This is a genomic window from Microbacterium sp. Leaf436 (assembly GCF_001424715.1).
GTDB lineage: Bacteria > Actinomycetota > Actinomycetes > Actinomycetales > Microbacteriaceae > Microbacterium.
Window position 1 is genome coordinate 65,059 of record NZ_LMRB01000001.1, and the last position, 13,221, is coordinate 78,279.

16 protein-coding genes are annotated in these 13,221 nt (G+C 70.4%); 6 read left to right on the forward strand and 10 right to left on the reverse strand.

All coding sequences use genetic code 11. The features are described from left to right. Positions 1-8: 8 nt before the first annotated feature. Positions 9-953 carry a carbohydrate ABC transporter permease gene (locus ASG45_RS00265; protein ID WP_055831904.1) on the reverse strand — a complete coding sequence of 315 codons (945 nt, stop codon included), beginning with the start codon at positions 951-953 and terminating at the stop codon, positions 9-11. A 160-nt stretch (positions 954-1,113) separates the two neighbouring features. Between ASG45_RS00265 and ASG45_RS00270 the strand changes: the two genes are divergently transcribed. Then, complete coding sequence (locus ASG45_RS00270; RefSeq protein ID WP_055831906.1) at positions 1,114-1,950, forward strand: inositol monophosphatase family protein; 837 nt, start codon at positions 1,114-1,116, stop codon at positions 1,948-1,950. A gap of 60 nt (positions 1,951-2,010) precedes the next feature. Here ASG45_RS00270 and ASG45_RS00275 read toward each other — a convergent pair whose 3' ends face one another. The 4 genes from ASG45_RS00275 to ASG45_RS00290 all read right to left on the reverse strand — a co-directional run bounded on the left by ASG45_RS00275 (position 2,011) and on the right by ASG45_RS00290 (position 5,152). Beyond that, positions 2,011-2,667, reverse strand: a complete 657-nt coding sequence (locus ASG45_RS00275; protein ID WP_055831908.1) for a hypothetical protein — start codon at positions 2,665-2,667, stop codon at positions 2,011-2,013. A 107-nt stretch (positions 2,668-2,774) separates the two neighbouring features. Further along, positions 2,775-3,845 (reverse strand): LacI family DNA-binding transcriptional regulator, encoded by a 1,071-nt coding sequence (locus ASG45_RS00280; protein ID WP_082516384.1) that lies wholly within the window; start codon positions 3,843-3,845, stop codon positions 2,775-2,777. A gap of 68 nt (positions 3,846-3,913) precedes the next feature. After that, positions 3,914-4,879, reverse strand: coding sequence for a DNA topoisomerase IB (locus tag ASG45_RS00285; RefSeq protein WP_055831910.1), 966 nt, complete (start codon positions 4,877-4,879; stop codon positions 3,914-3,916). A gap of 3 nt (positions 4,880-4,882) precedes the next feature. After that, on the reverse strand, positions 4,883-5,152 hold the full coding sequence (locus ASG45_RS00290; protein ID WP_055831912.1) for a DUF7218 family protein: 270 nt from the start codon (positions 5,150-5,152) through the stop codon (positions 4,883-4,885). Between the two features lie 251 nt (positions 5,153-5,403). Between ASG45_RS00290 and ASG45_RS16420 the strand changes: the two genes are divergently transcribed. From ASG45_RS16420 to ASG45_RS00300, 3 genes are all read left to right on the forward strand, one after another. Beyond that, on the forward strand, positions 5,404-5,568 hold the full coding sequence (locus ASG45_RS16420) for a hypothetical protein (protein WP_191916165.1): 165 nt from the start codon (positions 5,404-5,406) through the stop codon (positions 5,566-5,568). Between the two features lie 228 nt (positions 5,569-5,796). Then, the gene (locus ASG45_RS00295) at positions 5,797-6,642 is read left to right on the forward strand and encodes a DUF4097 family beta strand repeat-containing protein (protein WP_055831914.1); all 846 of its coding nucleotides are present in this window, start codon (positions 5,797-5,799) and stop codon (positions 6,640-6,642) included. Then, positions 6,642-7,247 carry a PadR family transcriptional regulator gene (locus ASG45_RS00300; RefSeq protein ID WP_055831916.1) on the forward strand — a complete coding sequence of 202 codons (606 nt, stop codon included), beginning with the start codon at positions 6,642-6,644 and terminating at the stop codon, positions 7,245-7,247. The genes ASG45_RS00295 and ASG45_RS00300 overlap by 1 nt, the downstream gene beginning before the upstream one ends. Before the next feature lie 4 nt (positions 7,248-7,251). Here ASG45_RS00300 and ASG45_RS00305 read toward each other — a convergent pair whose 3' ends face one another. Next, entirely contained in the window at positions 7,252-7,770 is a 519-nt protein-coding gene (locus ASG45_RS00305; protein ID WP_055831918.1) for a universal stress protein, read from the reverse strand. A 166-nt stretch (positions 7,771-7,936) separates the two neighbouring features. Between ASG45_RS00305 and ASG45_RS00310 the strand changes: the two genes are divergently transcribed. Further along, complete coding sequence (locus tag ASG45_RS00310; protein WP_055831919.1) at positions 7,937-8,119, forward strand: DUF3073 family protein; 183 nt, start codon at positions 7,937-7,939, stop codon at positions 8,117-8,119. A gap of 13 nt (positions 8,120-8,132) precedes the next feature. On the opposite strand, the gene ASG45_RS00315 is transcribed toward ASG45_RS00310, so the two are convergent. The 3 genes from ASG45_RS00315 to purM are packed head-to-tail and all read right to left on the reverse strand — an operon-like array spanning position 8,133 to position 11,971. Beyond that, complete coding sequence (locus ASG45_RS00315) at positions 8,133-9,350, reverse strand: MFS transporter (RefSeq protein WP_235561534.1); 1,218 nt, start codon at positions 9,348-9,350, stop codon at positions 8,133-8,135. After that, positions 9,347-10,822 (reverse strand): amidophosphoribosyltransferase, encoded by a 1,476-nt coding sequence (gene purF / locus ASG45_RS00320; protein ID WP_055831924.1) that lies wholly within the window; start codon positions 10,820-10,822, stop codon positions 9,347-9,349. Before purF ends, ASG45_RS00315 begins: the two co-directional genes overlap by 4 nt. A gap of 6 nt (positions 10,823-10,828) precedes the next feature. Next, on the reverse strand, positions 10,829-11,971 hold the full coding sequence (gene purM / locus ASG45_RS00325) for a phosphoribosylformylglycinamidine cyclo-ligase (RefSeq protein WP_055831926.1): 1,143 nt from the start codon (positions 11,969-11,971) through the stop codon (positions 10,829-10,831). A 212-nt stretch (positions 11,972-12,183) separates the two neighbouring features. On the opposite strand from purM, the gene ASG45_RS00330 reads away from it, so the two are divergent. Continuing rightward, positions 12,184-12,795, forward strand: a complete 612-nt coding sequence (locus ASG45_RS00330) for a hypothetical protein (RefSeq protein ID WP_055831928.1) — start codon at positions 12,184-12,186, stop codon at positions 12,793-12,795. On the opposite strand, the gene ASG45_RS00335 is transcribed toward ASG45_RS00330, so the two are convergent. Beyond that, positions 12,796-13,131, reverse strand: a complete 336-nt coding sequence (locus tag ASG45_RS00335; RefSeq protein WP_055831930.1) for a hypothetical protein — start codon at positions 13,129-13,131, stop codon at positions 12,796-12,798. It lies immediately after the preceding gene. Between the last annotated feature and the right edge of the window lie 90 nt (positions 13,132-13,221).

Sequence of the window (13,221 nt, forward strand, 5' to 3'; positions counted from 1 at the left end):
CCGCGCCATCAGTAGTTCACCCGCTTCTCGAGCACGCCGAACTGCACCAGGGAGAGGCCGAGCACCAGCAGGAACAGCACCACCCCGACCGCGGCGGCGATGCCGAAGTTCGCGCTGCCCGCACCGAACGCCGACTGGTAGATTGTGTAGACCAACGTCGTCGTGGAGTCGGCCGGTCCACCCCCGGTGAGGATCTGGATCTGCCCGAACGTCGTGAGCGCTTCCACAGCCCCCGTCACGGCGATGAAGAACAGCGTCGGCGTGATCAGTGGCAGCGAGATCGACCAGAGCGTGCGGAGCGGGCCCGCGCCGTCCAGGTGCGCCGCCTCGATCACGTCGGGGTCGATCGCGCCGAAGGCCCCGAGCAGCAGCAGCACCGTGAAGCCGAGCGAGCCCCACACCGTGACGGCGATCACGCTCGGCATCGCCCATTGGGTACTCGTGAGCCACGGCACCGCGGTCCCGCCGAAGCCGGTGATGACGGAGTTGACCAGGCCGCCGGCCGGCGCGAGCATCGCCGCGAAGGCGACGGATGCCACCGAGACCGACGCCACGAGAGGCGAGGTGAGGAGGGCCCGGAAGATCCGGATGCCGCGGAGCTTCGCGGTCAACGGGATGACGATGAGCAATCCGACGACGATGCGGCCGACCACGACGGCGACGCAGAAGACGCCCGTCCGCCACAGCGTGTCGCCGAACTGCGGGTCGCTGAAGATCGTCGCGAAGTTCTTGACCCCCACGAAGCCTGCGGCCTGACCGAAGATGTCGGTCCCCTGCGCGCTCAGCCAGACGACCTTCGCGAGGGGGTAGAACACGAACACGGCGAAGACCGCGAGAGCGGGGACCAGGAGAGCCGCCCCCACGCGTCGGTCGGCGCGCCGCCAGGCGGGCGTCGAGGCCGGTCGCCGGCGCTCGGCGAACGTGCGCCGGCGGTCGAGGATCGAGAGCGACATCGGTTACCTTTCCGTCATAGGGAACGTTCCCTTTTCGATGACGGACTCACTCTGCGACAGCTCGTGAGACCCGGTCAAGGCGACTGGCGAGCGGTCGCCGAGCGTTCATTCCGCGTTCACGAGCACCTGAATCAATCCCCCTGACACCCCGAGGAGAACCATGACGAACCACCCCCACCCCGACCCCGACGAGCTCCGCGCCCTCGCGGAAATAGCCGCGCGCACGGCGGCCACGGCACTGCTCGCCGCGTTCCGCTCCGACATGGACGTGTCGTTCAAGCGCGATGTGCACGACGTCGTGACGGCACACGACAGGGCGGCCGAGGCCGAGATCGCCGCGATCCTGCGCCGCGGTGCGCCCGGTTCGGAGATCCTCGGCGAAGAGACGGGAAGCTCCGGAGACGCACCGCTGCGCTGGATCATCGACCCCATCGACGGCACCGCGAACTTCGCGCGAGGGCTGGCCTACTGGTGCATCTCGATCGCCGCCGAGCTCGACGGCGAGGTCGTGGCGGGCGTCGTCTACGACCCGGTCGCCGACAACATGTTCGCCGCCGGGGCCTCGAGCGCCGAACGGAACGGGATGCCGATGACCTCGGCGTCCGCCTCGCTGGAGCGGTCCACGCTGCTCACCAGCTTCCCCAACCAGCACGACGTCGACCTGCTCGGCGAGGGGGCGTTCACCCTGCTCGCCGAGATCACCCGCACGTACCAGCACCATCACAGCACCGGCAGCGGCGCCCTGAACCTCGCCCACGTGGCGGCCGGGTGGTCCGACGCGACGATGGGCTTCGACACGAAACCCTGGGACGTGGCGGCGGGCGCCCACATCCTCCGACGGGCGGGTGGCGCCTACACCGGTTTTCGCGCGGGCGTCGCGGTCGACCGTGCGCAAGAGAGCGTCGACTACGTCGCGCAGGGGGCGGGCGGAGAGCACGGCGCGCTCATCGAGCGTGTGCGTGAGCTCTCGGCGGAGCGAATGGCGATCGGACGCTGATCGGGCGCTGATCGGATCCGGATGCCGCGACCGAGCGGCATCCGGATCCCCGGGGCCCACCTACGCGTCGGCCAGCCACCAAGTACGCACGTGTTCCCACGTCATCGTCTGCCACCAGCGCCCCGACCAGTCGGGGCTGGAGGTGCGGTACATCACGACGGTCCGCCCGGCGAAGCCATCGGGGACGGGCACCTCGAGTTCTTCGATGAAGGCCCCCACCTCCTCGTACAGATCGGGGCGCACGTAGAGGTCGTGCGAGGCGAGAGAGAGGTGCCCGCGGTACGACTCGGGCACGAAGTCGTTGGGCAGCGGGTTGTTCATCGGAACACGGAAGGGCGCGACCGCGGCCTCGATGTCGCGGGCGAGACTCACCAGGTCGTCGTTCACGGAACCGTCGGGATTCTCGCTGACGTCGTAGACATACCCCCGCCCCTGCGGTCGGACGCCCGCATTGTGCACGGCGAAGGCCGGACGCCCGGCGAGCAGCGCGGTGATCGCGTCGATGACGGCGGGCTCCGAGAAACCGAAGGGCTGACTGCCCACGAGCGTGGCATGCGGGGGGAAGACCCCCGACGAGAGCAGCCCGTACTGCGCGCGCAGTTGGTCGGTGACGACGGTGACGGCGCGGCACGTTCTCGCATCGGGGCGCAGGTAGATGCCGTAGCGGAATGGGTCGCTATTGTCTCGGGGCAGCTTGTGGGCGATGTGGTCGTTCATGCGGTCTCTCGATCAAGGGGAATAGGGAACGTTCCCTATTCTGCGCAGAACACGCCTGTCGCGATCGACGCGACAGCAACCGGTCGATGAACGACGGGTGACGCGGGTCACACGGCGACGGCCGTGCGACCGGCGACGAGCGTGCCGTCGATCGCCACGTGACCCACGGTCGTGGCGATGCCGTCGATCTGATCGACCACCGCGTTCACCGACAGGCGCCCGATCGTGCGGAGCGGCTGACGCCACGAGGTGAGGCCGAGAAGTGACGTCATGAACGGAGTGACGCCGTCGTACCCGGTCACCGAGAGCTGCCCGGGCACCGCGATCCCCCGCCGGCGGAGAACCTCGAGCACAGCGACCGCCCACGCGTCGCTGGGGGTCATGAAGGCAGTGACCCCGCCCGCCTCGAGGACGGAGGCGACGATGCCGCCCGCTCCGTCGAAGCCCGGTCCGGCCTCGTCGCCGCCGAACGTCACCACGTCGACACCGCGTTCGCGAAGACGCTCCGCCATCGCGTGGGTGCGCCGCGACTGCGTGATCGACGATCGAGGGGTGAAGGTCATCACGGCGACCCGCCGATGACCGAGATCGGCCACGTGGTCGGCGAGGGCCCGCCCCCCGCTCACCTCGTCGCAGTAGACGCTGCTCACCGTCGGATCCTCTTCCGGGCGTCCCGCCACCACCGTCGGAATGCGCCGGGCGAAGGGCGTGATGTCTTCGACCGGGAGGGCGCCACTGCAGACGATGAGGCCCTCCACCCGCAGGGCGACGAGGGTCTCGAGAGCACGGCGCTCGTCGTCGATCGAGAACGACCCCGCCCCGGTCGCCGTCACCACGCGGTATCCGCGCGCCGCCGCCTGCTCCTGGAACGCGGTGAGCAGGTGCCCGTAGAACGGTGTCGCGGCGTCGCGGACGAACACCCCGAGCGTGTGACTGCGGCGAGCCGACATCCCCCGCGCGTGGGCGTTGGGCACGTACCCGAGGCCGGCGGCCGCCTGACGCACGCGCTCGACGGTCTGTGCGGCGACTCCCGGAACGCCGGAGAGCGCACGAGAGACGACCGACTTCGAGACCCCCGCGGCCGCGGCCACATCGTGGATGGTGGGGACGGCCCCGGTCGAGCGCGGCGTCGACGCGCGGGCGGACAGCGCACCGTCATCGGGGGTGTCGTCTCGCACCCCTTCACGCTAGCGGTCGGGTGCCCCGCGCGGTCGCCCCGCGAGCCGGATGCCGCAGCGCCCGGCGGTCACTCACCCAGGATGAGACGCCGGATCGCGGCATCCTTCGACCCACCCAGTTCCATCGTGCGTCCCTTGCGGTACAGCGAGAAGACGCGGGGGTCGATGTAGCTCGACCGAGCCACGGCGGGAGTGTTGCCCAGCGCCTCGGCGGTCGCGCGCACCGCGGCGATCTCGGCCTTCTTGCGCTCGTTCTTGCCTCCGACCGCGCCGACCTTCGCGAGCGATTCCGCGGCGAGGATCGTGCCGCGTAGCGTGCGGAAGTCCTTCGCGCTGAAGGGCCCGCCCGTCAGCGAGCGCACGTACGAATTGACGTCACCGGGCGTGAGCGGAACGCGGCGGCGCCCGCGTGCGTAGCTGAGCAGAGCCGCGCGCGAGCGACCGAGCGCCAGCTCCGCGACGAGCGAGGCAAGCTCTTCGTCGTGCAGCGTCAGATCGGCGCGCTTGCCGCTCTTGGCCGGGAACGACAGGCGGATCATGTCGCCCTCGACCGTCGCATCGCGGCGCTGCAGGGTCGTGAGGCCGCGGCTGCCGTTCGTGACGAAGTAGCGGGCGTTGCCGACGCGCGGGGCGACCAGGTCGAGGAAGCGGAACGACACCGCCAGCACCCGCTCGCGGTCCCCCTCGCTGCGGCGCAGCGATTGCGTCACGCGCGCTCTCGCCCGCGGCAGCGACTCGGCCAGCTGCAGAGCACGCGCGAACTTGCCCTTGTCCTGTCGTTTCGACCAGTCGGCGTGATACGTGTACTGCCGGCGTCCGGCCTCGTCGGTCCCGACGGCCTGGATGTGGGCGTTCGCGTCTCTCGCGATCCACACCTCACGCCACGCGGGAGGGATGACCAGACCCCGCGCGCGCTCCGAATCGCGCTCGGGCGCGGCGGCACCCGTGTGATCGACGAACCGGAAGCCCGTGCCCGATCGGACCCGCCGATAGCCCGGGTCCTCGTAGGGGCGTACGCGCAGAAGGCGCGGCATGCGTCAGTGGTCGCGGAGCATGTCGATCAGCTCCGCCTTCTTCTTGCCCGAGTAGCCGGTGAGTCCGAGCTCCTTCGCCCGCGCTCTCAGCTCGGCGACGGTGCGGTCCGGATAGTCCCCGGCCTTCCCGCCCTTCGCCCCCACCGAGCCGCGGCCCCGGGCCGCCGCCGCGTTGGAGATGCGGGCAGCCTTCTCTTTCGAGTCGCCCTGAGCGCGCAGGGCCTCGTAGAGATCGGGGTCTTTCACGCTCCGCGATCCTCGCCCTTCCGGCATGGCCGTCTCCCTCCGTCGGAGCACCGACGCTACGACCCGGCGGGCGCGGGGCCTGTCGGGCTTGACACGGCGCGGCCGAACGACCGTGTTATCGCGCGCGAGCCCGGCTAACAGCGGGCTCATAGGATCGTCAACCCCGCGCGGTCATCCGAAGGGTGGTGGCACGGTGGAATCAACCACTCGCCCGGTTCCGTGTTTCGACGCGGGCACAGCATCCGCGTCTCGACGTGGACACAGCAAGGAGTCCCCCCATGAACATCTTCCTGATCATCATCATCGTCGCCGCGATCGTCATCGCCGTGGTCAGCGGACTGAGCCAGGCCGCGAACTTCCTGCTCTGGATCGCGATCATCGTCGGCCTCATCGCCCTCATCGTGCTGTTGTTCCGCCTCATCAGCGGCCGCAAGCCCGTCTGACTCACCGAGGAGCGGCGCGTTTCGGGTGCGCGCCACCCCTCTCCCCCCGGCGGGTTCCCCCGCCCCGGATGCCACGTCCTCGGTGAGGGCGTGGCATCCGTGTTTTCGCGGGGCGGCGCTGCCGCGCGAGCAGCGCCCCTGCGCCATCACCGCATGGGGTCTTGACGAACTCGCGATATATCTCGATACTGTCCCTAACGCGATATATCGCGAGTGAGGAGCACCAGCATGGAGAAATGGATCGTCCATCCCGGCGAGACCCGCGTCATCGACATCGAGTCGCTGCGCGAACTCAAGATCGGCCTCGTCGGCGGACAGGTCGACGTCATCGCGCATGACGAGCCCGACGCGCGCATCGAGGTGCACGGCGTCACCGTCAAAGACCTGCGCATCGAGATGATCGACGGCCGCCTCGAGATCGACCACCCGCAGCTGCGGTGGGACAACTTCCTCGAGGTGTTCCGCAACTTCGGCGCCGGCGGCCCCAAGGCCGAGGTCAGCGTCGCCGTTCCCCGCACGGTCGCCCTCACCCTCGGCGTCGTCAGCGCGAGCGCCCTCGTCTCGGGCCTGCGCACCGACGCCCGCCTCAACACGGTCTCGGGCGACATCATCGTCGACGGCCTCGTCGGCGACGTCACCCTCAACGCCGTCTCGGGCGACGTGCAGGTGCGCGAGCTCGAGGGCGCCCTCAGCGCCAACAGCGTCTCGGGCGACGTGGCCGTCACCGGCGCCGTCACCAAGGCGTCGATCGACACCGTCTCGGGCGCGATGCTCGTCGACTCCACGGGTGCGACCCAGTCGATCAGCCTCAACTCCGTCAACGGCACCGCCACCGTGCGTCTGGATCGCTCGCTGCCCGCAAACTACGTCTCCCGCTCGGTGAGCGGGCGCGTGCAGATCGACGGTCACGTGCGTTCGGGCTCCGGCCCGACCAACTACACCGGCTCGACCGGTACCCTCGCGGGGTCGTTCGTCGACGTGCGAGCGAACACCGTCTCGGGCGAGATCACGGTGCTCCGTCGCGGCATCTCGGGCCTGCGTCCCGAGGAACTCGCCGGAGAGGAGGAGTGGTGATGAGCCCCGTCTTCTCGCACGGCGACCTTCGCCTCTACATCCTGAGCCTGCTCGACGAATCGCCCCGGCACGGATACGACCTCATGCAGGCACTCGGCGAGCGCACCGGCGGCACCTACTCGCCCTCGGCCGGCACCATCTATCCGCGTCTGGCGAAGCTCGAAGAAGAAGGCCTGGTCACCAAGACCGTCGACGGCCGCAAGACGGTCTACGAGATCACCGACGCCGGTCGCGCCGAGGTCGCCTCCCGCGCGGGCGACCTCGAGGGCATCCAGGCGGGGTTGGCCGACAGCGTCCGCCTCATCGCCGACGAGGTCCGCGGCAGCGTGCGCGACGCCATGCGGAGCCTGCGCGCCGACCTCGCCGCCGCCTCCCGTGAGGAACGCGAGCACGCGCAGTCCGCCCCCGTCGACGACGCCCGTTCCCGCAGTCGCGAGCAGCTGTCTCGCGCCGATGCGGCGATCAACGAGTTCCGCGGGCGCGTGCGCTCGGAGCTTCGGGCGCACGTCTCGCGCGGCGGCGAGCTCGCGGCATCCGGAGTCGACGACATCGAGACGGCGCTGCGCCAGGCGTCCGACGCGGTCACCCGCGCCATGCGCGGCTGACGCGTCAGCTCTCCCAGGGCAGTTGCTCCTCGGGGCCGGCCGCCTCGCTCACCGGAACCACCAGCACCGGACGGTTCTGCCGGTGGGTGAGCCGGGCGGCCACGGAGCCCGTGAGGAACTCGCGCAGCGACTCGCCCAACCCCCGCTTCCGCGTTCCGACGACCAGCAGCGAGGCGCCGAGCTCGTCGGCGAGGCCGATCAACGCCAGAGCCGGGTCGCCGATCACCGGGCGCACGCGCCACGGCGTCGGATCGCCCGCGAGGATCTCGGTCGCTGCCCGCTGCACCTCGTCGAGTGCCGCCTTCGCCGCGGCTCCCGCCACATCGACGGTCGACGAATGCACGTAGCCGTCGGGGTCTTCGAACGCCACGAAGCGGGTGGTGTCGACGTAGGCGATCACCAGTTCTGCCTGGGCGAGCGCTGCGTACCGCGCCGCTTCCCGCACGACTCGGGGGGACTGACCGGGCACGACCCCGGCGATCACCGGGCCGGAAGCCGTGTGCGGGCGAGGGGAGTCGGTCATGCGCGCGGGCCTTTCGTCGGTGCGGCCACGTCGCCGGCATCCCGCCCGACGGCTGGGGAGGAAGGCGCCGTGATATCCTGGGTGTTACTCTTACCGGCTCGGTCCGGAACCGCAATACGCAGGGCCCGAAGCACGGCCCTCGACGTCGATCGTGAGGGGGTCTCGCATGGGGCGTGGCCGTCAGAAGGCGAAGAACACCAAGATCGCCCGTGAGCTGAAGTACGACACCTATTCGGTGAACTACTCGGCTCTCGAGCGCGAACTGGGTGCACCCGAAGCGGGTGAAGACGCGTACGTCGACAAGTGGGCCGACGAGTACAGCGGCACCTACGAAGACGAGAAGGCGTAACGCCCGGGCGTCGTCACCATGTGGCGCCCGTACGGCGCTCCCAGGACTGCTCGATCGTCTCGCCACGCGAGACGATGAAGCCCGCCGGAATCACGAGGATCACCGCTGCGCCCAACAGGAGCAGACCGGCGGTCCAGCCTCCGGTGAGCTCGTGGGTGACTCCGATCGCGAGGGGCATGAGCGCGGCGATGCCGTAGCCCACGCTCTGCACGAGCCCGCTGAGCGCGACCGCCGTGTCATGCGAGCGCGTGCGCAGGCCGAACAGCACCAGCACCATGGGGAACATCAGCGGGGGTAGCCCGATGAGCACGACCCAGAGAGTGGTGGCGAGCGTCGGGGCGAACAGCAGACCGGCGACCCCGGCGAGCCCGGCCCCCACCGCCACGACGTAGAACGGTGCCGTGCTGCGCATCCGCCCGACGAGCAGGGGAACGACGAGCGAGACGGGCAGGCCCATGAACGAGAACAGGGCCAGCAGACTGCCGGCCTCGGCCGGTTCCACGCCCGCGACGTCGATGAGCAGCGGCGGGAGCCACGCGAACAGGCCGTAGGCGACAGACGAGTTCACCGCGAATGTCGCCACGAGCGCCCACGTCTGCGGCACCCGCACGATGCGCGAGAGCACCGACGCACGCGGGGCCTCGACGATGTCGGCGCGCGACGCGCGGGCGCGCAGGCTCATCGCGATCCACGGCACCACCGCGGCGACGGCCACCACCGCCCACACGAGGAACGATCCGCGCCACCCGACCGCGTCGGCCAGGGGCACCGCGACGAGCGGGGGCGTGAAGGTCGCGACGGCCATGGTCGTGGAGTACACCGTCGTCATCACGCCGATCCGCGTGGGGAAGTATTTCTTGACCACCGCCGGCAGCAGCACGTTCGCGATCCCGACGGCCCCGAAGACCCCCGCGGTCGCCGCCAGCAGGCTGAACGCGTCGACCGCGGCCGCCCGCAGGCCGAGCATGGCGGCGGCCACCACCGCGGCCACCAGCACCAGGCGCTCCAGACCGATCCGTCGCTCGATCGACGGGGTGACGGTGCCGGCCAGCGCGAACGCCACCGGGGGCGCCATTCCGATGAGGCCCACGATCGCCGCGGGCACGTCGAAGTCGCGCTGGATCGTCGTGAGCAACGGCGACAGCGACGCCACGGCGATGCGCAGCGTCAACGCGAGCAGAACGATGGCGGCCGCAGCGAGCGCGGCCATCCCCGCCCGGCGCGGGGTCACGACTCCTGGCTGCCCTCGACCCAGGCGAGGTACTCCGGCGACACGGTGCCGGTGACGTACCGGCCGTCGAAGCAGCTCATGTCGAGGTCGACCAGGTCGGTGCCCTCCATGATCGCGGCCTTGAGGTCGTCGACCTCCTGGTAGACGAGGTAGTCGCAGCCGAGCTCTTCGGCGATCTCGGGGATCGTGCGGTTGTGCGCCACGAGCTCTTCCCGCGAGGGCATGTTGATGCCGTACACATGCGGGAAGCGCACGGGAGGAGCGGCCGAGGCGAACGTCACGCTCTTGGCCCCGGCATCCCGCGCCATCTGGATGATCTCGCGGCTCGTCGTGCCGCGCACGATGGAGTCGTCGATGAGCAGGACGTTCTTGCCCTTGAACTCGCTCGACATCGCGTTGAGCTTCTGGCGCACGCTCTTCTTGCGTACCGCCTGGCCCGGCATGATGAACGTGCGGCCGACGTAGCGGTTCTTGTAGAAGCCCTCGCGGTACTCGATGCCGAGCTTGCGCGCCACCTGCATCGCGGCGGGGCGCGAGGAGTCGGGGATCGGCATGACCACGTCGATGGTGCCGGTGGGGGTGTACTTCGCGATCGTGTCGGCCAGGCGCTCACCCATGCGCAGTCGCGCCTCGTAGACCGAGATGCCGTTCATGATCGAGTCGGGTCGGGCGAGGTACACGTACTCGAACGAGCACGGCGCGAGCGTCGACTGCGTCGCGCACTGCTGAGCGTGCAGCGTGCCGTCGAGCGTGATGAACACCGCCTCGCCGGGCTCGACGTCGCGGACGACCTCGAAGCCGGCGTTCTCGAGCACGAGGGATTCGGATGCCACGATCCACTCGTCGCGCGGCTCGCCGCCGGGCACCTCCGGCGCGGGACGCTTGCCGAGGATCAGGGGGCGGATGCCGAACGGGTCGCGGAACGCGAGCAGACCGTAGCCCGCGATGAGGGCGATCGAGGCGTACGAGCCCTCGACGCGCTCGTGCACGCGCCCCACCGCGCGGAACACCTGCGCGGGGTCGAGGTCGGGTCCGGTGATCTCGGACTGCAGCTCGGAACCGAGGATGTTCACGAGCAGTTCGGTGTCGCTGCTGGTGTTGAGGTGCCGGCGGTCCTTGTGGAAGAGCTCGCCGGTCAGCTCGCGCGTGTTCGTGAGGTTGCCGTTGTGCACGAGGACGATGCCGTAGGGCGCGTTGACGTAGAAGGGCTGCGCCTCTTCTTCGTTCGACGCGGTGCCCTTGGTGGCGTATCGGACGTGGCCGAGGCCGATGTCGCCGAGGAGCGCGCGCATGTCGCGCGTGCGGAACGCCTCGCGCACCTGGCCGCGGGCCTTGTAGATGTGGAAGACGCCGCTGGACTCGGCCGTGGCCATGCCCGTCGAATCCTGACCCCGGTGCTGCAGGAGCAGAAGCGCGTCGTAGATCTCTTGATTGACCGGGCCCTGCCCGGCCATGCCGACGATGCCGCACATGGGGTGTTAGCTCGCTCCGTTCGCCGGCGCACCGGCATCCGCGTAGGTTCCGACCAGGCGCACGGCGCCTCCGTCGACGCCCTTCGCGCCCTGTTCGAATTCTCCGTCGGGGCGCGCGTCGTCGCGGACGACGCCGACCTGCCACGTGGCGATGCCGTCGGCCTGGAGCGCCGAGATCGTGGCATCCGCAGCCTCCGGCGCGACGACCGCGAGGAAGCCGATGCCGAGGTTCCACGTGCCCTCGGTCGCGGTCAGCTCGAGCCCACCCATGTCGGCCAGCACGCGGAACACCGGCGACGGGCTCCACGTCGAGCGGTCGACGTCGACCCACGTGTTCTGCGGCAGCACGCGCGCGAGGTTGGCGGCGATGCCGCCGCCGGTCACGTGGCTGAGGGAGTGGATGCCGGAACCCGTGGCCCCGTCGTCGAGCAGGCGCAGGAGCGGCGAGGTGTACAGGCGCGTGGGCTCGAGGAGCGCTTCGCCCCACGTGCCGCCGAGCTCGGCCGACGCTGCGCCGTACGCGATGCCCGCGCCGGTGATGATGTGGCGGACGAGCGAGTAGCCGTTGGAGTGCAGACCGCTCGAGGCGAGGGCCAGCACGACGTCGCCGCTGCGCACGCGGTCGGCGCCGAGGATGCGGTCGGCCTCGACCACGCCGGTCGCCGCCCCCGCCACGTCGTAGTCGTCGATGCCGAGCAGGCCCGGGTGCTCCGCGGTCTCGCCGCCGACGAGCGCGGTGCCCGTCATGGCGCAGCCGCGCGCGATACCCGCGACGATGTCGGCGATGCGCTGCGGCACGACCTTGCCGCACGCGATGTAGTCGGTCATGAAGAGCGGGCGGGCACCGACCACGACGATGTCGTCGACGACCATGCCGACGAGGTCTTCGCCGATCGTGTCGTGCTTGTCGATGGCCTGGGCGATCGCGACCTTCGTGCCGACGCCGTCGGTGCTTGTCGCGAGCAGGGGACGCGCGTAATCGCGCAGCGCGGAAGCGTCGAAGAGACCGGCGAATCCGCCGACCCCACCGAGCACCTCGGGCCCGTGCGTGCGGCGCACGGCCGACTTCATCAGTTCGACGGCGAGGTCTCCGGCGGCGGTATCGACGCCTGCGGCGGAGTATGGGTTTTCGTGGGGAGCGGAAGCCACCGGAACAGACTACCCGGGGTGGACACGCGCGGGTGTCCAGTGCGGCGCGGCGGGGGTGTGGGACGGGTCGGTGGGGGCTGTGGCGTGGGGTCTCGTGACGAGCGGAGGGGCCCCACCGCCGGGCGACCACGCGCGCTACCCCCGCCCCCGATCCTCGGGTGCGCCGCGCGCAAGGCCCATCCGCCCCCGACCTCGCGTCCTACAATGACGCCATGACGGGCGGCCAGCCGCAGTGGACGATCCGCGAGGACGCGGCGCAACCGGTGCTCGTCGCGCTCTTCCTGCGCCAGGTTCTCGGCATCCGGTCCCCCGAGGAACTGCCCGCTCTGCGGCGCGTTCCGCCGTCGACGGTCGGGGAACGCACGGATGCCGCGCAGTCCCAGCTCGAGCGGGAGTGGCGCGAGTACTGGGCGATGACGGTCGAGCCGCAGGCGCACCCCTCCCCCGTGCCGCTCGAACTGGTCGACGGGTTCGAGACGCTCGTCGCGCTTCCCGTGGAGGGTGCCGATGCCCTGCGGCAGGAGATCGTCGCCCATGCCGACGACGCCGTCGACTACGCCCGTCATGCCCACGACCGGTACTCCCGCGAGGCGGCGGCGCGTCCGGGGGTGTCCTACCGGGCCTATGCCAGCGCGATCGCCGCGCACGAACGCGTCGTCGGACGCCGCGCGCACTCGTTCGAACTGAACGTGCAGGTGCTCCCGCTGACTCAGCGCGGGGTGTGGTGGATCGGCTCGCTCACCGTGGCGGTGACCGACGGGCTGCGGGGGGACGTCGCGGCATTCGACACCGCGATCCACCCGATCATCGCGGAACTGGCCTGATCAGGCCCCGTGCCGCTCGTGGTCGACGATGACCTGACGCGTACGGCTGCCCACGGTGCGCTCGAAGATCAACGCGACGACGGCCCCGACGGTGCACCCGACGACGGTGCAGATGAGCGCCGTGAAGCCGAACACCTGAAGCTCCGAGTACACCACCTGCGTGTACGGGCTCATGCCGCTGCCCTGGATGGCGAAGGTCAAAACGAGCGCGACCAGGATGCCGATGAAGGCCCCCGCCGCGAGGAAGACACCGTACTTGGGTGCGCGGCGCACGCTGACCGTCTCGATGTCATCGCGCACGGGAGACGGTCGTTCGGGGGCGGGCTGCTCGGCCATGTCCCTATTCTCCCACCGCGGCGCGTCGGACGGGTCGCGCATGCCTCGCCGACGTGACACCGCCTGGCGCACGGCCTGCGGCGCACGAGT

Coding starts and splice junctions, on each gene's coding strand:
- ASG45_RS00265 (WP_055831904.1), bottom strand. CDS start 953: ATGTCGCTCTCGATCCTCGACCGCCGGCGCACGTTCGCCGAGCGCCGG.
- ASG45_RS00335 (WP_055831930.1), bottom strand. CDS start 13,131: ATGGCCGAGCAGCCCGCCCCCGAACGACCGTCTCCCGTGCGCGATGAC.
- ASG45_RS00330 (WP_055831928.1), top strand. CDS start 12,184: ATGACGGGCGGCCAGCCGCAGTGGACGATCCGCGAGGACGCGGCGCAA.
- ASG45_RS00290 (WP_055831912.1), bottom strand. CDS start 5,152: ATGCCGGAAGGGCGAGGATCGCGGAGCGTGAAAGACCCCGATCTCTAC.
- purF (WP_055831924.1), bottom strand. CDS start 10,822: ATGTGCGGCATCGTCGGCATGGCCGGGCAGGGCCCGGTCAATCAAGAG.
- ASG45_RS00270 (WP_055831906.1), top strand. CDS start 1,114: ATGACGAACCACCCCCACCCCGACCCCGACGAGCTCCGCGCCCTCGCG.
- ASG45_RS16420 (WP_191916165.1), top strand. CDS start 5,404: ATGAACATCTTCCTGATCATCATCATCGTCGCCGCGATCGTCATCGCC.
- ASG45_RS00300 (WP_055831916.1), top strand. CDS start 6,642: ATGAGCCCCGTCTTCTCGCACGGCGACCTTCGCCTCTACATCCTGAGC.
- ASG45_RS00295 (WP_055831914.1), top strand. CDS start 5,797: ATGGAGAAATGGATCGTCCATCCCGGCGAGACCCGCGTCATCGACATC.
- ASG45_RS00310 (WP_055831919.1), top strand. CDS start 7,937: ATGGGGCGTGGCCGTCAGAAGGCGAAGAACACCAAGATCGCCCGTGAG.
- ASG45_RS00275 (WP_055831908.1), bottom strand. CDS start 2,667: ATGAACGACCACATCGCCCACAAGCTGCCCCGAGACAATAGCGACCCA.
- ASG45_RS00285 (WP_055831910.1), bottom strand. CDS start 4,879: ATGCCGCGCCTTCTGCGCGTACGCCCCTACGAGGACCCGGGCTATCGG.
- ASG45_RS00305 (WP_055831918.1), bottom strand. CDS start 7,770: ATGACCGACTCCCCTCGCCCGCACACGGCTTCCGGCCCGGTGATCGCC.